At 68.2% G+C, this 19776-nt stretch carries 19 protein-coding genes; 8 read left to right on the top strand and 11 right to left on the bottom strand.

The annotated features are described in order from the left end of the window. Positions 1-18: 18 nt before the first annotated feature. The 3 genes from hpnC to hpnE all read left to right on the top strand — a co-directional run bounded on the left by hpnC (position 19) and on the right by hpnE (position 3311). Complete coding sequence (gene hpnC, locus AC1DYK_RS03485; protein WP_478164987.1) at positions 19-915, top strand: squalene synthase HpnC; 897 nt, start codon at positions 19-21, stop codon at positions 913-915. 13 nt (positions 916-928) lie between these two features. Continuing rightward, complete coding sequence (hpnD, locus tag AC1DYK_RS03480) at positions 929-1768, top strand: presqualene diphosphate synthase HpnD (RefSeq protein WP_478164986.1); 840 nt, start codon at positions 929-931, stop codon at positions 1766-1768. Between the two features lie 262 nt (positions 1769-2030). Then, the gene (gene hpnE, locus AC1DYK_RS03475) at positions 2031-3311 is read left to right on the top strand and encodes a hydroxysqualene dehydroxylase HpnE (protein WP_478164985.1); all 1281 of its coding nucleotides are present in this window, start codon (positions 2031-2033) and stop codon (positions 3309-3311) included. A 30-nt stretch (positions 3312-3341) separates the two neighbouring features. On the opposite strand, the gene AC1DYK_RS03470 is transcribed toward hpnE, so the two are convergent. Together AC1DYK_RS03470 and AC1DYK_RS03465 are read right to left on the bottom strand one after the other, a co-directional pair. Continuing rightward, positions 3342-4850, bottom strand: a complete 1509-nt coding sequence (locus AC1DYK_RS03470) for a sigma-54 interaction domain-containing protein (protein ID WP_478164984.1) — start codon at positions 4848-4850, stop codon at positions 3342-3344. A gap of 22 nt (positions 4851-4872) precedes the next feature. Next, positions 4873-6081 carry an acetate kinase gene (locus AC1DYK_RS03465; RefSeq protein ID WP_478164983.1) on the bottom strand — a complete coding sequence of 403 codons (1209 nt, stop codon included), beginning with the start codon at positions 6079-6081 and terminating at the stop codon, positions 4873-4875. Between the two features lie 687 nt (positions 6082-6768). Between AC1DYK_RS03465 and AC1DYK_RS03460 the strand changes: the two genes are divergently transcribed. The 4 genes from AC1DYK_RS03460 to AC1DYK_RS03445 all read left to right on the top strand — a co-directional run bounded on the left by AC1DYK_RS03460 (position 6769) and on the right by AC1DYK_RS03445 (position 9819). Beyond that, positions 6769-8127: a hypothetical protein gene (locus AC1DYK_RS03460; protein WP_478164982.1), complete on the top strand. Its 1359-nt coding sequence runs from the start codon at positions 6769-6771 to the stop codon at positions 8125-8127. A gap of 94 nt (positions 8128-8221) precedes the next feature. Beyond that, on the top strand, positions 8222-8593 hold the full coding sequence (locus tag AC1DYK_RS03455) for a hypothetical protein (RefSeq protein WP_478164981.1): 372 nt from the start codon (positions 8222-8224) through the stop codon (positions 8591-8593). A gap of 12 nt (positions 8594-8605) precedes the next feature. Continuing rightward, positions 8606-9286 (top strand): C39 family peptidase, encoded by a 681-nt coding sequence (locus tag AC1DYK_RS03450; protein WP_478164980.1) that lies wholly within the window; start codon positions 8606-8608, stop codon positions 9284-9286. Then, positions 9286-9819 (top strand): hypothetical protein, encoded by a 534-nt coding sequence (locus AC1DYK_RS03445; protein ID WP_478164979.1) that lies wholly within the window; start codon positions 9286-9288, stop codon positions 9817-9819. Before AC1DYK_RS03450 ends, AC1DYK_RS03445 begins: the two co-directional genes overlap by 1 nt. Before the next feature lie 12 nt (positions 9820-9831). Here AC1DYK_RS03445 and AC1DYK_RS03440 read toward each other — a convergent pair whose 3' ends face one another. Then, positions 9832-10563: an HAD family hydrolase gene (locus tag AC1DYK_RS03440; protein WP_478164978.1), complete on the bottom strand. Its 732-nt coding sequence runs from the start codon at positions 10561-10563 to the stop codon at positions 9832-9834. A 15-nt stretch (positions 10564-10578) separates the two neighbouring features. On the opposite strand from AC1DYK_RS03440, the gene hemH reads away from it, so the two are divergent. Beyond that, a complete protein-coding gene (hemH, locus tag AC1DYK_RS03435) occupies positions 10579-11610 on the top strand; it encodes a ferrochelatase (RefSeq protein WP_478164977.1) in 1032 nt (343 codons plus the stop codon). Here hemH and AC1DYK_RS03430 read toward each other — a convergent pair. The 8 genes from AC1DYK_RS03430 to AC1DYK_RS03395 form a co-directional block, all read right to left on the bottom strand. Then, complete coding sequence (locus tag AC1DYK_RS03430) at positions 11607-12113, bottom strand: DUF1993 domain-containing protein (protein ID WP_478164976.1); 507 nt, start codon at positions 12111-12113, stop codon at positions 11607-11609. The genes hemH and AC1DYK_RS03430 overlap by 4 nt on opposite strands. 51 nt (positions 12114-12164) lie before the next feature. Then, complete coding sequence (locus tag AC1DYK_RS03425) at positions 12165-13040, bottom strand: alpha/beta fold hydrolase (RefSeq protein ID WP_478164975.1); 876 nt, start codon at positions 13038-13040, stop codon at positions 12165-12167. Then, the gene (locus AC1DYK_RS03420; RefSeq protein WP_478164974.1) at positions 13037-14101 is read right to left on the bottom strand and encodes a branched-chain amino acid ABC transporter permease; all 1065 of its coding nucleotides are present in this window, start codon (positions 14099-14101) and stop codon (positions 13037-13039) included. The genes AC1DYK_RS03425 and AC1DYK_RS03420 overlap by 4 nt, the downstream gene beginning before the upstream one ends. A gap of 10 nt (positions 14102-14111) precedes the next feature. After that, complete coding sequence (locus AC1DYK_RS03415; RefSeq protein ID WP_478164973.1) at positions 14112-15095, bottom strand: branched-chain amino acid ABC transporter permease; 984 nt, start codon at positions 15093-15095, stop codon at positions 14112-14114. Further along, complete coding sequence (locus AC1DYK_RS03410; protein ID WP_478164972.1) at positions 15092-15817, bottom strand: ABC transporter ATP-binding protein; 726 nt, start codon at positions 15815-15817, stop codon at positions 15092-15094. Before AC1DYK_RS03410 ends, AC1DYK_RS03415 begins: the two co-directional genes overlap by 4 nt. Further along, on the bottom strand, positions 15814-16578 hold the full coding sequence (locus tag AC1DYK_RS03405; RefSeq protein WP_478164971.1) for an ABC transporter ATP-binding protein: 765 nt from the start codon (positions 16576-16578) through the stop codon (positions 15814-15816). Before AC1DYK_RS03405 ends, AC1DYK_RS03410 begins: the two co-directional genes overlap by 4 nt. Positions 16579-16706: 128 nt before the next feature. Further along, entirely contained in the window at positions 16707-17897 is a 1191-nt protein-coding gene (locus AC1DYK_RS03400; RefSeq protein WP_478164970.1) for a substrate-binding domain-containing protein, read from the bottom strand. A gap of 150 nt (positions 17898-18047) precedes the next feature. Further along, on the bottom strand, positions 18048-19586 hold the full coding sequence (locus AC1DYK_RS03395) for a sigma-54 interaction domain-containing protein (protein ID WP_478164969.1): 1539 nt from the start codon (positions 19584-19586) through the stop codon (positions 18048-18050). Positions 19587-19776 lie beyond the last annotated feature (190 nt).

Below are 19776 nucleotides of genomic sequence, written 5' to 3'. Positions count from 1 at the left end.
TGCGGGACAATCGGCCGCGTGCCATCCACATCTCCCCCCCTGCTCGCAGCCGCGCCGGCGCACTACGAGAACTTCCCCGTCGCCTCCTGGTTGTGCCCTCCCCGGTTGCGGCCGCCCATCGCGGCCATCTATGCCTTCGCGCGCACCGCGGACGACATCGCCGACGAGGGCGACGCCCCTCCGGCGGCCCGGCTCGACGCCCTGCAGGCCTTCCGCGCCGACCTTTCGGCGGCCGCCCGCGGTGCCGTGCCCTCGGACCGCTGGCCCGAGGTGTTCGGGCCGCTCGCCGGTTCGATGCGCGATTTCGCGCTGCCGGAAGACCTGCTCGCCGACCTGCTGTCCGCCTTCAGGCAGGACATTGCGAAAACCCGCGACCGCGCCGGCTATGCCGATCGCGCGGAATTGCTGGACTACTGCCGCCGCTCGGCCAACCCGGTGGGGCGCTTGCTGCTGCACCTGTACGGCGTCGACGATGCCCGCTCGCTGGCCCAGAGCGACGCCATCTGCAGTGCGCTGCAACTGATCAATTTCTGGCAGGACCTGAGCGTCGACCTGCCGCGCGGCCGGCGCTACCTGCCGCAGGAGGATTGCCGCGCCCACGGGCTCGCCTCGGGCGATTTCGAGACCTTCGCACCGCTCGGGCGGGCGGCGCCGCCCGGCCAGGCGATCGCCTTGGTCGCGAGCCAGGTCGCCTGGGCGCGTGCGCTGATGCGCGAAGGCGCGCCGCTCGTGCATCGCCTGCCCGGTCGCGCCGGCTGGGAACTGCGCTTCGTGGTCCAGGGCGGCAGCCGCATCCTCGACAAGATCGAGGCTCAGGGCTGCGACAGTTTTTCGAACCGCCCGACCATCGGCCGCGCCGATGCGCCGCTGCTCGCCTGGCGGGCCCTGCGGATGCGGAGACAATCAGCCGCATGAAGAGGCCCGCACGATGACCCCCGAGCAGTACGTCCAGGACAAGGCCGCTGCATCGGGCAGCAGTTTCTATTACGCATTCCTGTTTCTCCCGAAGCCGCGCCGCGCGGCCATCACCGCCTTCTATGCCTTCTGCCGCGAGATCGACGACGTGGTCGACGAGGTCGGCGACCCGGGCGTGGCGGCGACCAAGCTCGCCTGGTGGCGCACCGAGGTGGCCCAGGCCTTCGCCGGCCAGCCTCACCATCCGGCGATGCAGGCGCTGATGCCGCATGCGGCCGCCTACGGCATCGAGGAACGGCAGTTGCAGCAAGTGATCGAGGGCTGCCAGATGGACCTCGACCAGACCCGCTATCTCGACTTCCCGGCGCTGCGCCGCTATTGCCATCTGGTGGCCGGCGTGGTGGGCGAAGGCGCGGCGCGGATCTTCGGCCAGACCGATCCGCAGACCACCGACTACGCGCACAAGCTGGGCCTCGCGCTGCAACTGACCAACATCATCCGCGACGTCGGCGAGGATGCGCGGCGCGGTCGCATCTACCTGCCGGTCAACGAGTTGCAGCAGTTCGACGTCAAGGCGCACGAGATCCTGAACCGGGTGCACTCCGAGCGCTTCGTGGCGCTGATGAAGTTCCAGGCCGAGAGAGCGCTGCGTGCCTATGACGAAGCCCTCTCGCTGCTGCCGACAGCCGACCGGCGGACGCAGAAACCCGGGCTGATGATGGCCAGCATCTACCGAACCCTGCTCGAGGAGATCGCGCGCGACGACTTCAAGGTGCTCGACCAGCGTGTGAGCCTGACGCCGGTGCGCAAGCTGTGGCTGGCCTGGCGCGTGCAGGCACTAGGGAAATTGTGACTCGCCCCCAGGTTGGCTCACTTCGTGTAGCCGCCCACCCCCTACCGGGGGCGCAGTCAGCGGCCCGGCAAAGCCGGTTCCGCGACTGCCCACGAACGGGCGCGCTGCGCGCAGCCGCAGACAGACACAGCGCGCGTTCCCCGGCCGGCGCAGCCAGGCCCGTTGGTGAAACACCGTGGAACCGGCTTCGCCGGGCCACTGGTGTTGCCCCCGGTAGGGGGTGGGCGCCCGACACGAAGTGCGGGCAACCTGGGGGCGAGCCATGACCCTTGCCGTGGTCGGCGGTGGCTGGGCCGGCATGGCCTGCGCGGTCGAGGCGACGCTGGCCGGGCATCAGGTCAGTGTCTTCGAGGCTGCCCGCCAATGGGGGGGGCGCGCGCGCGCCGTTCCCGCCACGCTGCCCGACGGGGAACAGGTGATGCTCGACAACGGCCAGCACATCCTGATCGGCGCCTACACCGAGACCCTGGCGATGATGGCGCGGGTCGGTATCGAGGAGGGTCCGGCGCTGCAGCGCATCCCGCTGGCGCTGCGTTTTCCCGATGGCGGCGGCCTGTCGCTGCCGCACCTGCCGCGCTGGCTCGACCAGGCGACGCGGCGCCTGGCGCCGCTCGACGTGCTGGCCGGCGTGCTGGGCGCGCGTGGCTGGTCGTGGCGGGACAAGCTGTCGCTGCTGCGGACAGCCGTGTGCTGGCAGCGGCAGGGCTTCGCCTGCGCCGAGGCCGAGACGGTCGCCGGCCTGTGCGCCGCCCTGACGCCGCGCGTGCAGGCCGAACTCACCGAGCCGCTGTGCCTGTCGGCCCTCAACACGCCGCCGGCCGAAGCCAGTGGCCAGGTGTTCCTGCGGGTGCTCGACGATGCGCTGTTCAAGACGCCGGGCGGCTCGGCGCTGTTGCTGCCGCGGCTCGACCTCGGCGCGCTGTTCCCGGATGCCGCCGATCGATGGCTCAGGCAGCGCGGGGCCCGGACCGAAGCGGGCTGGCGGGTGCGCACCCTGGCGCGCGAAGGCGCCGGCTGGCGGGTCGACGGCCAGCCGTTCGATCGCGTGGTGCTGGCCTGCGCGCCGTGGGAGGCCGCTCGGCTGGTCGCCGATGAGGCTCCGCGCTGGGCCGACTCGGCCAATGCCCTGCAGCATGAAGCCATCGCCACGATCTACCTGCACGGCGATGCAGCGCTGCCGGCGCCGGTGCTGGCGCTGCGCAGCCGGCCGGAAGCGCCGGCGCAGTTCGTCTTCGATCGCGGCCAGCTCGGCGGCCCGCACGGCCTGCTGGCCTTCGTGGTCAGCGCCAGCATCGCCGATCGCGAGACGCTGCAGCGGCAGGTGCTGGCACAGGCCCGCGCGCAGCTCGGCCTGGCCGCACTGCAACCGGTGCTGACGGTGGTCGAGCGGCGCGCCACCTTCGCCTGCACGCCAGGGCTGAGTCGACCGCCGCAGCAAGTGGCGCAGGGTCTGATCGCCTGCGGCGACTATGTCGAGGGTGCCTATCCGGCCACGCTCGAAGGCGCCGTGCGCAGCGCGATCGCCGCCGCCCGGTCGATGTAGGGCCGGCTCCGGAAACAGGGCGAACCAGCCCTAGGCCCGGCTCGCCGGCTTGCCGGCGCCGGTCCAGTCGGATCGGTAGCCGGCAGCCGCGGTCTTCTTGAGCATTTCGCCGACCGGGTCGGCGTCCCGGATCGCCGGCGCCATGCGGATCGGCGGCGTCGCCGCCGGCCACGAAGGCGCTCCATGAGGACGCGACTCCGACTCCAGCGCGATGCCATGCTTGTCCATCAACCGGTACAAGGTCATGCGCGACACGCCGAGCTCGCGCGCGGCATGCGTGACGTTGCGGCCGACCCGGGTCAGCGTGAGGCAGATGACATCGCGTTCGGCCGTCGTGCGCGCGGCATCCAGCCCCGTGCCGACGCCGTTCTCGATCGCTTCGAGGCCCAGGTCCGTCGGCCCGATCAGGCGCCGGTCGGTCATGACGACCGCGCGCTGCACCCGGTTGAACAACTCGCGGACGTTGCCGGGCCAGCCGTGCGCGAGCATCGCGGCCAGCGCCTGTCGGCTGAATCCGCGCACGCGCGTGTGGCTCTTGGCGACGCAGAGCTGGAAGAAGTACTCGGCCAGGATCGGAACGTCCTCCATCCGCCGGCGCAGCGGCTCGACGTCGATCGACAGCACGTTGAGCCGGTAGAACAGGTCTTCCCGGAACTGCCCCACCGCCACGGCTTCGGCCAGGTCCACGTGGGATGCGGCCACCACCCGCACGTCGACATGCAGGTTGCGCACGCCGCCCACGCGGCTGATCGTCTTCTCCTGCAGGAAACGCAGCAGATTGGTCTGCAGTTCGAGCGGCAGGTCACCGATCTCGTCGAGGAAGATGGTGCCGCCGTTGGCCGCCTCGATCAGCCCGCGCCGCTCCGACGAGGCGCCGGTGAAGGCGCCGCGCTCGTGGCCGAACAGTTCGGACTGGATCAAGGTCGGCGATATGGCGCCGCAATTGACGGCGACGAAAGGCCCGGCCGAGCGCTGCGAGCACTGGTGGATGGCATGCGCGGCCAGTTCCTTGCCGCTGCCGCTTTCACCGCCGATCAGAACCGGCGCCTCGGTCGCCGCGACCTTGCGGATCTGCTCGCGCAGCCGCGTGATCGCGGGCCCCTGCCCGACCATGCCGAGTGCGTCGACCGCGGACCGGCGCTCGGCCTCGTTGCGATGCCGCAGGATGGCCCGCTGCGACGCGTGGCCGAGGATCATCTCCAGTTCGCGGAGGTCGAGCGGCAGCAGCATGTGATCGAAGAAGTGCCCCAGGACGAGCTCGCGAAAGGCCGGCGATTCGAGCGCCTGGGCCTCGCAGACCGCCACCCATTCAGCCCCTGGGGAGGCCGCGACGCAAGCCTCCATCGCAGCCTCGGTCACGCTCGCTTCCGCGCCGACCACCAGCAGCCCGAGCGTGAAATGCCGATGCGCCTGCAGCCGCCCCGCGGCCACCAGGTCCATGACGGGACTGAGGTTCCAGCCCCTCGCGAGCAATTGCTCCGCCACCCGGCCGGATTGACCGCCGAGCGTCACGCAAAGAATGCTCCCTGGCTGCTGCATGGCGAGATCACCTGTGCTGTGGCTAGAACGACATGGGCACCCGGACCGTCAGCTGCAGGTCGGGCGTGTCGCGCGTCAGTCCCGCGCCCACGGTCACGTTGAGGGTGGTCTTCGGGCTGTAGCGGTACGAGTAGCCGAGCAGCAACGAGCCGAGCTGGGTGCGCACCGAGCCCAGCACGCGCTGGCCGTTCTGCTCGGTCGGACCGATCGAGTACAGCTCCATGCCAAGGCTGAACGACGAACGGTCATTGATCGACAAGCCCATGCCGAAATTCAGGCCCCACACATTGCCGGGCTTGACGTCGCCGATGAACTCTCTTTCGCCGTTCAGCACCAAGCGGCTGACTCCGCTGCGGGGGAAGTTGTAGGTGAAGTTGAAGCCGCCGAAGAACACCGCGGGGTCGGAAGGCAGCAACCAGGTGATGCCCGGCTGCAGCGAATAGAAGCCCGAGCCGGTCGCCAGGTCCAGCGGCAGACCGGTGCCCGTGGCGTTGCCGATGCAGCGCGTCACGCAATCGGTCATGACCTCGAACGGATCCGTGCCGGTCTTGGACTTGAAGCGCAGGCCACCGATCACATAGGGGTTGCCGTCCTTGCCGTCGGTGATCTGGTAGCGGGCCGCGAACTCGGCGTCGCCGACGCCGTTGCCCTTGGTGTTGAAGACGTTGTCGAAGGCCGAACCGGTGAAGATCTCGCGGCTGATGGTGGAGTCCGAGCGCGCGACATAGGGCAGCTTGGCTTCGAACTCGAGCCGGTTGGTGGCGCCCCATCGTCCGGTCAGCGTGCCGATGAAGGTGTTGCGCTTGAACTCCCGCACATCGACCAGGCCGATCAGCAGCGCCGGGATCACCGTGTAGCCCACCAATGCGACGCGGTTGCTCGACGAATAGCCGTAGAACATCGAAGGCTCGAAGACAAACTTGCCCTTGGGCGTGAGAACGCCGGGCTCGTCGAACAGCTGTGCGTATTGCGGCGGCTGCGGACTCTCGTCGCCTGGCGCGACACCCACCTGCACCGGCCTCGAACCGGAGTCGGGGCCTTCGCCTTCCGCCGCCGCCGCCGCCTTCTTGTTTGCAGTCTGCGTGGCTGCCGGGCTTGGTGCGCCGCGTGCCTCCTGGGTCGCGAGCCGTTCCTGCAGTTCGCGGTAGCGGGCTTCCTGTTGGTCGGACTGCTGCTTCAGCGCGTCGATCTGTCGGCCCTGCTCCTGGACCTGCTGCTGGAGTGCCTCCATGCGCTTGTTGGCATTTCGACTCGAAGAAGCACTCTGCGCCTGAGCCGTCGCACCCGACCACGCCAGTGTCGAACAGGCCAGCAATGCCAGCGCCCTGTGCGGACCGAAGGTCTCCATAGGTGTTCCCTCTCTCTTTGGCTTCTTCGTGGGAGCGTTTCACGCAGCAGCCTAAACGTAAAGAACAAGCACACCAAGCTACAAGTTGCAATCAAAAGTAAGCATCTTGTAGCAATTTTCGGGGGTGTCTCAGAATTGTTGCGCTTCTGTCCCGCGGCTCCGAGCTGAACGCGCGGCGCGTTCCGTCAAGCCTGGCCTCACGGCGTCGGGAGCAGGCCCCGAGCGAGGCCTTGCTTCCACGACTTCGACTGTCACGTGCGTGAGACGGATTGGGCGACTTGCGGGAGGCCGGAGTCGATGCAAGGGGTGTCGGCCCCTCGACGCGCAGCCGCGGCGCTACATCGAACGGCCGTCAAGCGAGTGTGACAAAGCAGGTGCTGGTTCGCCTGCGCAGGCCCGCTCTCAGCGGCCCGCATTCATCGTGCGGAGCGCCTGCAAAGCTGGCCCTCACCTCTGAGCGCAAGGCTTTGCGAAACAAGCCGTAATTTGCTGGCATTGAAGTTGCACATGGCCCTTCGATTTGCGGCAACGCACGTCATTACCAAGCTTGTTCAACTTTCTGGAGGGTTCATGAAAAAGACACTTCTGGCTTCGGCCATTGCACTAGCCTTCGGCTTCAGTGGTTCGGTGTTCGCCAATGACACGGATCAGGACACCCATCAACGGACCGTGGCGGGCAACAACACCAGCACGAGTACCAGCACAAGCACGAGTACCAGCTCGCGCACGAGTTCACGTACCAGCGACAGCACCAACAAGAACTCGGGTGCTGCCGAGGCCAGTGCCGAGCGTTCTGCGGCCATCAACAATGGATCCACCGCGAACTTCACCAACGCCTTCAACACAGCGAAGGCGACAGCGGTGAGCAAGCTGGAGGGCTATGTGTCCGGCAACAGGGTGTCCAACATCGGCAACTACGCCACCAACAATGGCTCTGTCGCGGGCGGCAACGGCTATGGCGGACGTGGCGGCACGGGCAAGGGCGGCGCAGCCTATGGCACGGGCACGGGCGGCAACGGCGCCACGGGCACCGGTGCGGTCGGCGCGACGGGTGGCAGCGCATCCAACGGCGCCATCACGCATGGCAGCGCCACGATCGGCGATTCCACGGCAGGTGAAGGCGGCAACGGCCTCGGCGGCATCGCCGCAGGCCTGACCGGCAGCGGACGCGCCTCGTCCAGTGGCGGCGACGGTGGACGCGGCGGTTCGAGCGGTGACAGCGGACGCGGCGGAAGCAGCGGAAGTCTGTCCGCGGCTCTGGGCGGCCGGACCGGCGGCGGCGGCGGTGGCGGCAGTTCCGGTGGCACGTCGGCAGGCTCAGGCGGTTCAGGTGGCGACGGCGGCCTGGCCGGTTCCCCGGGCGGCGCAGGCGGCAACGGCGGCACAGCCGGTTCGAGCGGCACGGCAGGCGCGGGTGGCGCGAGCGGCGCGGGCGGCTCAGCCGGTTCGACCAGCACGGCAGGCGCAGGCGGCGCGACCGGCGCCACCGGTGCCGGTGGAGCCGGCGGTTCGGGCGGCGGTGGTGGTGCGGCCACCAGCACCGCGACCGGCACCCAGACCGGCGGCGCGGGCACGGGCGGCGCCGGCGGCTCGAGCACGGTCGGCAGCGCCACCAACGGCAGCGCCAGCAACGGCAGCAACTCCGCAGGCGCCGGCGGCGCGGGCGGTAGCGGCACGGGCGGCTCAGGCGGTGCGGGCAACGGCGGAACCAATACCGGCAACGGCGGAACCGGCGGCACCGGCAACGGTGGCACGGGCGGCGCAGGCGGCACGGCAACGGTCAACGCCGGCACGTTCAACATGTCCAACACCATGACCAGCGTCGGCCAGACGGCGGCGGGCATCATGGTCGCGAACCAGAACAGCGGCATCGCCTCGATGGTTCAGCAAAGCGTGAACGTGCAGGCCAACCTGTCCGTGGGACGCTGATCGAAGCATGAGACCGATCGTCGCCGTGCGGCCCGGGTCACCGGGCGTATGGCGACGATCGGCGCGCTATCACCGCTGGCCAAAGGGAGACGCCATGACATTCATCACCCGCTTCGGGCCCATTTGCATGGCCCTCGGGATCCTGCTGCCGACGACGGGGGCGGCGCAGACTTGGCAGTCGACGCGCGACGCACCCGGCACAGTCGCCCGAGGCGTGGCCTTCGTCGCCCAGCCGGCCGACGCGGACACGCTGGCCAACACCCGCGGCGGCGCCGAAGTCGTGAACAACGACATGACCCTGCACGGCGTCACCGCTGGCAACTCGGCGCGCAACGTCACGACGGGCGACAACACAATCAGTGCCGGTTCGTTCTCCAACATGAGCGGGCTGCCGACCGTGATCCAGAACTCCGGTGCGAATGTGCTGATACAGAACGCAACGATCCTCAATCTGCAGATGAACTGAGGGGCAGCCACCATGCGCCGCCTGTTGCTCTGCATCGCGTTGTTGGCGACGGCCGACCTGGCCGCCGCCGACGGCGCCTACATGCCGTCGATCGCCATGGGCGACGTCGTGATTCCGTTGACCAGCCTGAAGCAGGCGCGCACGGGACGCACGCTGATTCAGAAGTACGACTTCAGCTGCGGTTCGGCGGCCCTGGCCACGCTGCTCACTCACCACTACGGTTTTCCGGTGACCGAGGAGACGGTGTTCCAGCAGATGTACGAGCATGGCGACCAGAAGAAGATCCACACCGAAGGCTTCTCGCTGCTCGACATGAAACGCTTCCTGGCGGCGCAAGGCTTCGAGGCCGATGGCTTCGAGCAGCCGCTGGACAAGCTCAACGAGGCCCGCATTCCAGCCATCGTGCTGATCAACACCGACGGCTATCACCACTTCGTCGTCGTCAAGGGCGTGCAGCAGGACCGGGTGCTGGTGGGCGACCCGGCCCTGGGGACGCGCGCGATGCCGCGCAAGACCTTCGAGCAGATGTGGCAGAACGGCCTGCTGTTCGTGATCCACAACCGCATGGAATCGGCCCGCTTCAACCTGGCGGCGGACTGGCGCGCGGCGCCGAGGGCACCGGTGAGCACCGGCATTGCACGCGACGGCATGACCGAAATCACCATGCCCAAGTTCGGCCCGGGAGACTTCTGATGCGCCCCCGCCGCGCCCCGGTGCTTCGGTCGGCCCTGATCCTGTCGGTGCTCGCAGGCGCCTTGAGCGCATCCACCTGGGCCGACGGACCGCTCGATCCCGCCCGGCGGCACGCCGAGACCTGGATGGCGGTCGGCGACAGCACGCTGGACGATCTGCGCGGCGGCTTCGATCCCGGCAACGGCCTGCTGGTGACCTTCGGCATCTCGCGCGCGGTCTACATCAATGGCAGCCTGGTGACGCAGACCACGTTGAACTTCGGGCAGCTGAACACACTGAACGCCGCGCAGGCCGCACAGCTCGGCAAGCAGATGGCCGCCCTGAACCTGGTCCAGAACGGCCCGGGCAACCTCTTCGAGCCGCAGCAGGCCGGCACCTCGGGCACCGTGATCCAGAACACCCTGAACAACCAGCACATCGTGAACCAGACCGTGATCGACGCCAGCAGCAATGGGCTCGGGATGGTCAAGAACTTCAACCTCCAGTCCACGGTGAACGAAGGGGTGGCGCGCGCGATCGGCGGCCCCCGGTAGAGAGCGCCCGGTTCAGGTTCGCGCGGTGTCCAGCGCCACGCACAGGGCGTGCAGGTTCGGCACGATCAGCTGCGGCCGCGCACCGTGCTCCCAGGGCCGCTCCTCGCGTACCAGCCAGGCCGCCTGCATGCCCGCATCGAGCGCGCCCACCACATCGAGCGCGGCATCGTCGCCGACATGCAGCATGTCCGTGGGCAACAGCCCGACCGACGCCGCGGCGGCGTGGAAGATCGGCGCATGCGGTTTGCCGCTGCCGAAGGCCTGCGCATTGAAGGCGGTCCGAAACCAGCGTCCGACGCCGGTGCGATGGATGTCGGCATTGCCGTTGGAGACCGCCACCAGCGGATAGCGCTTGCTGAGCCACTTGAGCGCCGGCAGCGCGTCGTCATAGAGCGTCACGCGCTGTCGCTCGGCAAAGAAGACGTCGAAGGCCGGCTCGGCCAGCGCCGGGTCCTCGCCGGCGCGCCGCAACGCCCCGCGGATCGACTCGCGGCGCAGCGCGCTCAGGTCGTGCGCGAGATCTGAACGCTCCTTGGCCGTGGCCTCCCGCAGCTCGCGCAGCATGCCGGGCGTCAGCAGCAGGTCGGCCGTCTTCGGCGCTTCGCGCAGCAGCCATTCGTGCAGCACGCGTTCGGCACGTTCGATGGTCGGCCAGATCGGCCACAGGGTGTCGTCCAGATCGAACGAAATCGCTGCGACGCGCTTCACGTCGAGGGTCAGGGAATCGGGGGTCGCGTGGGCCATGACAGAGAATATCGCATGCCCTTCAGAGACGAACCGCCCGCCCCAGACATCGCCGAGGAACGCACTGCGGTGCTCTGGTGCAACCTCGGCTCGCCCGACGAACCGACGGCGAAGGCGGTACGCCCCTATCTCGCCGACTTTCTCGGCGATCCGCGCGTGGTCGAGATTCCGCGCCTGCTGTGGGCGCTGATCCTGCACGGCATCATCCTTCGCACGCGCCCGGCCAAGTCAGCCGCCAAGTACGCCAGCATCTGGATGCCCGAAGGCTCCCCGCTCAAGGTCTGGACCCGCAGGCAGGCCCTGCTGCTGGCCGGCTGGCTCGGCGAGCGCGGCCATCGGTTGCAGGTGCGCGATGCCATGCGCTACGGCAATCCCTCGATCGCCGCCCGGCTCGATGAATTCAAGGCCGAGGGCGTGACGCGCGTGCTGCTGCTGCAGGCCTACCCCCAGTACTCGGCCACCACCACCGCGAGCGTGATCGACGCGGTCAATGCCTGGAGCGCGCGCGTGCGCCGGCTGCCGGAGTTCCGCTTCGTCAACGACTACCACGACGACCCGCTCTACATCGACGCACTGGCGCAGAGCGTGCAGCGCCACTGGCAGCAGAACGGCCGCGGCGACCAGCTGGTGATGAGCTTCCACGGCATCCCGGAGCGCAACATCCGGCTCGGCGACCCCTACCAGGCGCAGTGCCTGGCCACCGCACGCCTGCTGGCCGAGCGGCTCGCGCTCGCGCCGTCGCACTACCGCGTGACCTTCCAGTCGCGCTTCGGCCGCGCCAAGTGGCTCGAGCCCTATACCGAGCCGACGCTGCGCGAACTCGGCGCGGCGGGCGTCGCGCGCGTCGACGTGATGTGCCCCGGCTTTCCGGCCGACTGCCTGGAGACGCTCGAGGAAATCGCGATGGAGGGCCGCGACGCCTTCCTGCATGCGGGCGGCAAGGAATTCCGCTACATCTCCTGCCTCAACGACAGCCCGGCGTGGATCACGGCGCTCAGCGGTATCGCCGAGCGGAACCTCGGCGGCTGGCCGACCCGGTCGGCCTAGAAGCGCCCGAGGTAGTCGAGCTTGCTGAGCGCCACGCCGCTGTGCCGCAGCACGCCGTAGGCCGTGGTGACATGGAAGAAGAAGTTCGGCAGCGCAAACTGCAGCAGGTAGCGCTCGGCCGTGAACTTCAATTCGTTGCCGCGCACCTTCATCGTGATCTCGCGCGCCTCGGCGCCGTCGATCAGCGCGCGATCCACGCCTTGGAGAAATTCGATGGTCTTCGCGACCCGCGCCTGCAGCTCGGCATAGGTGGTCTCGGTATCGGGAAAGCTCGGTGCCGTGATGCCGGCCAGCCGCGCCGTACCGAGCTTGGAGGCGTCGCTCGCGCTCTGCACCTGCCCCGCCAGCGTGAACATGTCCGGCGCCAGCCGCGCATTGACGAGTTCGACCGGATCGATGCCCGAGGCCTGCGCATGCGCGAGGCCCTTGTCCAGCACATGCGAGAGCTGGCCAAGTCCGCGGCTGAACACCGGGACGGAAATGTCGTAGAGAGATAGCGCCATGAAGGAGGACTCCGTGTTGAATAGGCGGCCCGATTGTCGGACCACCTTCGATCACGTGCCGGCGGCTCGGACAAAGGCCTCGATCGGGTCCAGATGGGCAGGCACGTTGAGCGCCGGCGCATGGCCGCAGCCCGGAACCTCGATCACCTGCAGGCGGCCCGCCGCGCCGGGGCCGCGCCGGCGCATCTCGTCCAGCGTGTCGGGCAGCACCAGGTCGGATTCGGCGCCGCGCAGGCACAGCATCGGCGCCTCGATCGCGTCGTAGTGCGGCCACAGCAGGTAGTCGTCCGGGTGGACCTCGAACTGCCGCACCATCGCCGGATCGTAGTGCGGCGTCACGCGGCCGTCTGGCAGCCGGCGGGTAGAGGTCTCGGTCAGCCGCCGCCATTGCGCATCGCTGAGCCAGCCATAGGGCTTGTAGACCGTGCGGAAGAACTGCTCGAGTTCGACCACGGTGTCGAAGGCCGGCGGCTGGCCCGCATACGAGCGGATGCGCGCGATCGCGGCCGCCGCGATCTGCGGCGCGTTGTCGTTGAGCACCAGGCTCGCGATGCGCGGCTTCATCGTGGGCTCGAGCAGGCCCGAGGCCGACACCATGCCGATAGCGCCCCCCATCGAGGTGCCGACCCAGTGCACGCGCGTGAGCTTCAGTTCATCGAACAACCCGAGCGCGAGCCGGCCGTAGAAGGACAGCTGGTACTCGTCGTCCGGCGCCGGGCTCCACTGGCTCAGCCCGCGGCCGATGGTGTCGGGGCAGATCACGCGAAAGCCACGCGCGGCGAAATGCGAAGCGAGTTCATCCATGTCGCGGCAGGTGCGCGCGAGGCCGTGCCAGGCCACCACCACCGGGCCGTCGCGCGGGCCCCAGTCGAGCCAGTGGACCTCGCGGCCGGCGAGTTGGAGGTAGTTCGAGCTTGGAGCGTTCATTTCAATGCCCTCGCGCGCAGGCGGCCGACGATGCCGGTCGGAAAGTAGTAGACGGAGAGCACAAACAGCACCCCGAGCCACAACAGCCAGCGGTCGGGCGACAGCAAGGCGGCGAGCCATGACACGCCGCTCACGGCCTCGTTCGCGATCCGCAGCAGGTCCTGCAGGTAGCTCTGTGCAATGACGAACAGCACCGCCCCGACCACCGCGCCGTAGATGGTGCCCATGCCGCCGATCACCACGATCAGGAGCACGTCGACCATGATCTCGAAGCTCAGCGAGGTGTCGGGCCCGTTGTAGCGCAGCCAGATCGCGAGCATCGCGCCGGCCAGGGTCGCGAACAGCGCCGACAGCACCGAGGCCGTGGTGCGGTAGACCACCACGCGGTAGCCGATCGCCTCGGCACGGAACTCGTTCTCGCGGATCGCCTGCAGCACACGGCCGAAGGGCGAGTTCACGATCCGCAGCAGCGCCAGCACCAGCAGCACCGTGGCGACGAAGAGCAGGTAGTAGCACAGCAGCCGGCCGTCGAGCGAGACGCCGAGGAAGGGCTCCTCGGCGAACTCGAAGCTCGGCGAGATCAGCTCCGGCAGCTTGAAGGTCAGGCCGTCCTCGCCGCCCGTGAAGTCCGACAACTGCGAAGCCAGCGTCTGGAAGGCGGAGGCGACCGCCAGCGTGATCATGGCGAAGAAGATCGCCCGCACCCGGAGCGAGAACAGGCCGATCGCGAGCGACAGCACCAGCGAGATCGCGAGCGCGGCGCCGAGGCCGACCGCTACAGCGCCCCAGGTGGCGCCCAGGCGGCTGGCCGAGATCGCGATGCCGTAGGCGCCGATGCCGAAGAACATCGTGTGCGCGAAGCTCACGATCCCGGTGTAGCCCAGCAGCAGGTCGAAGCTCGCCACCAGCACGATGAAGACCAGGATCTTGGCCGCCACACTGAGCGCCTTGACGCCCGGGAACAGGAAGGGTGCGAAGGCCAGTGCCAGCACCAGGGCCGCGAGCAGCAGCGCCAGCAGGCGGCTGCGCGGCAGGTCGTTGGAAAGAAGTCGGGACAGCATGGCTTTCTCTTCAGCGGTTGGCCACGGGGTACACGCCCTGCGGGCGCCACAGCAGCACGGCCACCATCAGGAAGATGCTCGCGAACTGGGTCAGCGTCGGGACGATGAAACCGATGTAGTTGGTCATCAGGCCGACCAGCAAGGCGCCGATCAGTGCGCCGGCGGTCGAGCCCAGGCCGCCGATGATGATCACGATGAAGATCAGCACATTGACCTGCGCGCCCATCTGCGGAATCAGGTTCTGCTGGAACAGCCCCCACATCACGCCGCCCAGGCCCGCCAGTGCGCTGCCGACCACGAAGACGCCGACAAAGAGGCGGCCGATGCGATAGCCCAGCGACTCGACCATCTCGCGGTCCTGCACGCCGGCGCGGATCAGGAGGCCGATCTTGGTGCGGCCCAGCGTCCAGGCCAGCAGGCCGAAGACGAAGACGCCGATCACCACCGCGAGAATGCGGTACTTGCTGATCGCGGCATCGCCCACCAGCAGCGAACCGCGCAAGGCTTCGGGCAGCGGCAGCGGGATCTGCGCCGGGCCCCAGATCACCTTGATCAGTTCCTCGCCGATGATCATGCCGCCCATCGTGATGAGGATCTGCTTCAGGTGCTGGCCGTACACGGGCCGCACGATGAAGCGCTCGAAGGCCAGGCCGACCGCGCCGGCGACCGCCATCGCGACCAGCATCGCGGGGAACACGGCCACGAGGTTGCGCCACAGCTCGCCCGAGCCGGTCCAGTCGCCCATCAGGCCCAGCACACTGCTGGCCACGAAGGCGCCGAGCGCGATGAACACGCCGTGGCCGAAGTTGAGCACGTCCATCAGGCCGAAGATCAGCGTCAGGCCCGAGGCGATGATGAAGATGATCATGCCCATTGCAAGGCCGGCGACCGTGAGCGTGAGCCAGGTCGAGACCGAGCCCGTGAGCGGCAGCGCCACCAGCGCGAGAACCGGCACGAGCAGGAGCGGCTTCCAGTCGAAGTCGATGGTCTTCACAGTGCGAGTCCCAGCAGCGATTGCTGCAGTTGTTCGTCGGCCGAGAACGCGGCCATGGGGCCGCTGTGGACCACGCGGCCGTTGTCCATCACGGCCACCGTGTCGCCCAGTCGCTGCGCGAAGCTGATGTTCTGCTCGACCAGCAGGATCGTGACGCCGCTGCGCTTGAGTTCGCCGAAGGCGTCGATCATGTTGTTGATGATGGCCGGCGCCAGGCCCTTGCTGGGCTCGTCGATGACCAGCAGTTCGCGCGGCTCGACGATCGCGCGCGACACCGCGAGCATCTGCTTCTGTCCGCCAGACAGCTTGCCCGCCGGGTGATTCCAGAACTTCTCGACCGCGGGGAAGAGCTTGAAGATCCACTTGAGCCGGGCGTCGTCCATCTGCTCGGCGTTTTTGGCGCGGCGCGCAGCCAGCAGCATGTTCTCCTTGACCGTGAGGTCCGAGAAGATGCCCATGTTCTCGGGCACGTAGGCGATGCCGAGCTCGGCGATCTGCGGCGTGTGCAGCGCGGTGATGTCCTTGTCGCCGAAGCGCACGCTGCCTTGCGAGGCATGCCACAGGCCCATCAGCGTGCGCAGCGTGGTGGTCTTGCCGGCGCCGTTGCGGCCCAGCAGCATCGTGAGCTGGCCGCGCGGCACGGCCAGGTCGACGCCATGCAGGATGTGGTACGCGCCGATGTGCGTGTGCACGCCCTTCATCTCCAGAAGATTGCCGTTCATGCAGCCTCCTTCGCGACGCCGAGATAGGCTTCCTGGACGATCGGCGATGCGATGACTTCCGCCGGCTCACCGTCGGCCACCAGCTGCCCGTTGTGCAGCACGATGATGCGGTCGGCGAGTTCGCGCACCACGTCCATCTTGTGCTCGACCAGCAGGATGGTCTTGCTCATGTCCTGCTTCAACTTGCGGATCAGGTCGAGGATCACGGGTGCCTCGGCCGCGTTCATCCCCGCGGTGGGTTCGTCGAACATGAAGACCTTGGGCTCGAGCGCCATCAGCAGCGCCACTTCGAGCTTGCGCTGGTCGCCGTGCGGCAGGCTGGCGACGGTCGCGTGTTCCTTGGTCTTGAGTGCCACGTCGGCCAGGATCCGGTCGGCGCGCTCGGTCAGCGCGCGGTGATCGCTCCAGATGCTCCAGAGGTTGAGGCCGCGCCGATGCGCGCCTTCGCGCGTGGCCTGCACCGCGAGCCGCACGTTCTCGAGCACCGTCAAATTCGGGAACAGGTTGGTCAACTGGAAGGCGCGCCCGAGCCCGGCATGCGTGCGCGCCGAGGCCGGCAGCCCCGACAGCAGTTGCCCATCGAGCGACACCGTCCCCGCGGACGCCTTGAGCTGCCCCGAGATCAGGTTGAAGTACGTGGTCTTGCCGGCCCCGTTGGGACCGACGATTGCAGTGAGCGTGCCCGGCGCGAACGCGCACGACACAGCATTCACCGCCACGTGTCCGCCGAAGCGAATGGTGAGATCTTTGGTTTCGAGCATGAATTGAACCCGGCCGGCGCAGCCAGGCCCGTTGGTGAAACACCGAGGAACCGGCTCTGCCGGGCCTCTGGTGTTGCCCCCTGAAAGGGGGTGGGCGCCCGGACACGAAGTGCCGGGCAACCTGGGGGTTAGCGTTTGTTCTTTATGGGGATATCCATCTCTTCGGGCTTGATCTCATGCACCAGCTCCGGCACGCCCCAGGCGAACGCCGGGTCGACCTTGATCTTGAAGTGGTACATCGATTGCATCGCCTGGTGGTCTTCCTTGCGGAAGGTCATCTTGCCCTTGGGCGTGTCGAAGCTCATGCCTTCCATGGCCGTGATCAGCTTGTTGGTGCTGGTGTCGCCCCCGGTCTTCTTGAGCGCCGTCACCACCGCCATCGCGGCCGAGAAGCCGCCGGCCGTGAAGAAGTCCGGCGGCGTCTTGAATTCCTTGTAGTGCATCGCGACCATCGCCTCGTTGACCGGGTTCTTCGGAATTCCGAAGTAGTAGTAGGCCGCGCCCTCCATGCCCGGCAGCGCCTTGTAGGCCGCCATCGCCGGCAGGATGTTGCCGCCGGTGGCGATCTCGATGCCGTAGCGCTTGAGGTCGAGGTCGACGATCTTGAACGGGTTGCCGGCACCGGCCCAGACGATCCAGATGATCTTGCGGCCCGGCTGGTCCTTGAGCTTGTCGATCAGGCGCTGGGCGCCGGCCGTGAAGTCGGTGGTCGCCGGCGGCAGGTATTCCTCGTGGACCAGCTTGGCCTTCTTCAGCGCGGTGCCGAAAGCCTTCACGCCGTCGCGGCCGAAGGCGTTGTCCTGGGCCAGCGTGGCGACCGTGACGCCGGCCTTGTCGATCGCGACCGCGTTCGAGATCGCGTCCTGCGAACTGTTGCGGCCGGTGCGGAAGATGTACTTGTTCCACTTGTCGCCGGTGATCGAATCGGCCACGGCGGGCTCGACCAGCAGGATCTTCTTGTATTCCTCGGCCACCGGCAGCATCGCCAGCGCCACGCCCGAGGAGGTCGGGCCGACCGCGAGCGCGGCCTTGTCGTCGGCGTAGGCCGCGGCCAGCAGCGACTTGCCGAGGTCGGGCTTGCCCTGGTCGTCCTTCTCGATCACGACGATCTTCTTGCCGTTGACGGTCATGGTGCCGCCGGTCGCGTAGTCCAGGCCCATCATGAAGCCGGTCTGGGTCTGCTTGCCGTAGGCCTCGAGCGGGCCGGTCTTGCTGTAGACGTGAGCGATCTTGATCTCGTTGGACTGGGCCCAGGCCGGGAGGGTCAAGGCGCCAGCGGCAGCCAGGGTGGCCAGCGCGACGAGGTAGCGACGTTGCATTCTTTGTCTCCTGAAGGTGATGGCTGAATATTGCACAGTTCATGCCAGCTTCCATCACATTGAAAACAAAGGACTTTCCCTTGCATCACCCCTAAATCGCCTGGAATCAGGACAGTTGTGCTGTCCGTTTTTCAGGCAATTGCATGTTTTTCATTCAGGGTTTTCCAGACGTTCGTAGAGGGTCGCGCGCGAGATGCCCAAGAGGCGCGAGCTCGCCAGCTTGTTGCCGCCGGTCGCGGCCATCGCGGCGGCGATCGCGCGGCGTTCGAGTTCCGCCACCTGCTGGGCCAGCGGCCGCAGCAGCGCCGCGCCTTCGGCCGAATCGGCGGCCGCGCGCGGCGGCATCGGCTCGGCCGCCGCGATCTGCTCCTGGCCAGCCTCGCGCAGGATGCGCTCCAGTTGCGCGGCATCGATGCGCTGCGAGTCGCTGCGCATGGTCACCTGCTCGAGCACGTTGCGCAGTTCGCGGATGTTGCCGCGCCAGTGCTGGGCCGCGAGCAGGGCCAGTGCTTCGGGCGTCAGTTCGGGCGGCGCCTCGCCGCTGCGCAGCGCCATGTCCTCGCCCAGCGTCTCGACCAGCGCGGGAATGTCGGCGCGCCGCTCGCGCAACGGCGGCACCCGCACCGGCAAGACATTGAGGCGGTAGTAGAGGTCTTCGCGAAAGCGCCCTTCCCGCACCAGCGCCGCCAAGTCGCGCGAGGTGGCGGCGATCACCCGGGCATCGAAGGGGACCAGCTTGTTGGAGCCCAGCGGCTCGATCTCGCCCTCCTGCAGCGCGCGCAACAGCTTGGCCTGCAGGCCGAGCGGCATGTCGCCGATCTCATCGAGGAACAGGGTGCCGCCGTCGGCCAGCTTGAACTTGCCCTCGCGCGCCTTGCGGTCGGCGCCGGTGAAGGCGCCGGGCGCGACGCCGAAGAACTCGGCCTCGAGCAGCGTGTCGGGCACGGCCGCGATGTTGACGCTGACGAACATGCCGCCGGCGCGCGCCGAGGCGGCATGGATCGCGTGCGCCAGCAGTTCCTTGCCGGTGCCGGTCTCGCCGAGCAGCAGCACCGGGCTCGACGACTGCGCCGCGCGCCGCGCATGGCGCTTGACCTCGACCGCCGCCGGGCTGCTGCCGATGAAGCTCGCAAAGGTGTATTTCGATCGGCGCTGACCGTCGGCCGACTGCTGGTACAGCGGGTTGTTGCGCTGGCTCGCAAGTTCGCGCCGGGCGTCGTCGAGGTCGCGCTGCAGCAGCGCGAACTTGCTGATCAGCGGCTGCAGCGTGGTCTCGGGATGGTCGAACAGCACGATGCCGATGGCGCCGATGACCTCGCCGGGCGCGGCGCCGGCATCGCCCTCGCGCTCCTCGCGCAGCGGGATGCGGCTGACCACGAAGGTGCCGGCCTTGTTGGTCAGCAGATCGATCAGGATCGGCTCGCCGGTGTCGAGCACGCGGCGCATCTGGGTGTTGGGAATGACGTCTTCGACCAGATGGCCGAGGAACTGGTCGATCGACGAGAAGCCCAGCGCCGGCAGGAAGCGCCGGTAGCCCTCGTTGACCCAGACGATGCGGCCGCTGCGGTCGACCAGGAACATGCCCTGGCTGATGCTGGAGAACAGATGGAACATCGAGCGCGCGGCGAGCGCGAGGATGCCTTCGGCGTCGAGCGGCAAGGCGGGGGGTGCGGCGGGGGCGGAGGGCATGGCGGGGATCGTAGCGTGCATCAAAGCACCCGCCGAAGCGCATCAATCCGCCGGCTTTGCCGCGCTACGATGGGGGGTTTTCGGAAAGCGGCGCACAACGACAAGAACGCCCGCCACCTTGCTATGCTGCGCGCCTTGCAAGGCCCTCCCGCCACCTGCGACGCCCTGGCGCAACGACCCTGTCGCCATC

It is taken from the genome of Variovorax sp. P2_H12 (assembly GCF_056403395.1).
Note: the sequence above shows the minus strand (reverse complement) of the source record. Positions and strands in the feature narration are given on the sequence as shown.

What these genes read in the sequence shown, in the direction of transcription:
- hpnD (WP_478164986.1), top strand. Translation starts at nt 929, where the DNA reads ATGACCCCCGAGCAGTACGTCCAGGACAAGGCCGCTGCATCGGGCAGC.
- hpnE (WP_478164985.1), top strand. Translation starts at nt 2,031, where the DNA reads ATGACCCTTGCCGTGGTCGGCGGTGGCTGGGCCGGCATGGCCTGCGCG.
- AC1DYK_RS03470 (WP_478164984.1), bottom strand. Translation starts at nt 4,850, where the DNA reads ATGCAGCAGCCAGGGAGCATTCTTTGCGTGACGCTCGGCGGTCAATCC.
- AC1DYK_RS03465 (WP_478164983.1), bottom strand. Translation starts at nt 6,081, where the DNA reads ATGGAGGCACTCCAGCAGCAGGTCCAGGAGCAGGGCCGACAGATCGAC.
- AC1DYK_RS03460 (WP_478164982.1), top strand. Translation starts at nt 6,769, where the DNA reads ATGAAAAAGACACTTCTGGCTTCGGCCATTGCACTAGCCTTCGGCTTC.
- AC1DYK_RS03455 (WP_478164981.1), top strand. Translation starts at nt 8,222, where the DNA reads ATGACATTCATCACCCGCTTCGGGCCCATTTGCATGGCCCTCGGGATC.
- AC1DYK_RS03450 (WP_478164980.1), top strand. Translation starts at nt 8,606, where the DNA reads ATGCGCCGCCTGTTGCTCTGCATCGCGTTGTTGGCGACGGCCGACCTG.
- AC1DYK_RS03445 (WP_478164979.1), top strand. Translation starts at nt 9,286, where the DNA reads ATGCGCCCCCGCCGCGCCCCGGTGCTTCGGTCGGCCCTGATCCTGTCG.
- AC1DYK_RS03440 (WP_478164978.1), bottom strand. Translation starts at nt 10,563, where the DNA reads ATGGCCCACGCGACCCCCGATTCCCTGACCCTCGACGTGAAGCGCGTC.
- hemH (WP_478164977.1), top strand. Translation starts at nt 10,579, where the DNA reads ATGCCCTTCAGAGACGAACCGCCCGCCCCAGACATCGCCGAGGAACGC.
- AC1DYK_RS03430 (WP_478164976.1), bottom strand. Translation starts at nt 12,113, where the DNA reads ATGGCGCTATCTCTCTACGACATTTCCGTCCCGGTGTTCAGCCGCGGA.
- AC1DYK_RS03425 (WP_478164975.1), bottom strand. Translation starts at nt 13,040, where the DNA reads ATGAACGCTCCAAGCTCGAACTACCTCCAACTCGCCGGCCGCGAGGTC.
- AC1DYK_RS03420 (WP_478164974.1), bottom strand. Translation starts at nt 14,101, where the DNA reads ATGCTGTCCCGACTTCTTTCCAACGACCTGCCGCGCAGCCGCCTGCTG.
- AC1DYK_RS03410 (WP_478164972.1), bottom strand. Translation starts at nt 15,817, where the DNA reads ATGAACGGCAATCTTCTGGAGATGAAGGGCGTGCACACGCACATCGGC.
- AC1DYK_RS03405 (WP_478164971.1), bottom strand. Translation starts at nt 16,578, where the DNA reads ATGCTCGAAACCAAAGATCTCACCATTCGCTTCGGCGGACACGTGGCG.
- AC1DYK_RS03400 (WP_478164970.1), bottom strand. Translation starts at nt 17,897, where the DNA reads ATGCAACGTCGCTACCTCGTCGCGCTGGCCACCCTGGCTGCCGCTGGC.
- AC1DYK_RS03395 (WP_478164969.1), bottom strand. Translation starts at nt 19,586, where the DNA reads ATGCCCTCCGCCCCCGCCGCACCCCCCGCCTTGCCGCTCGACGCCGAA.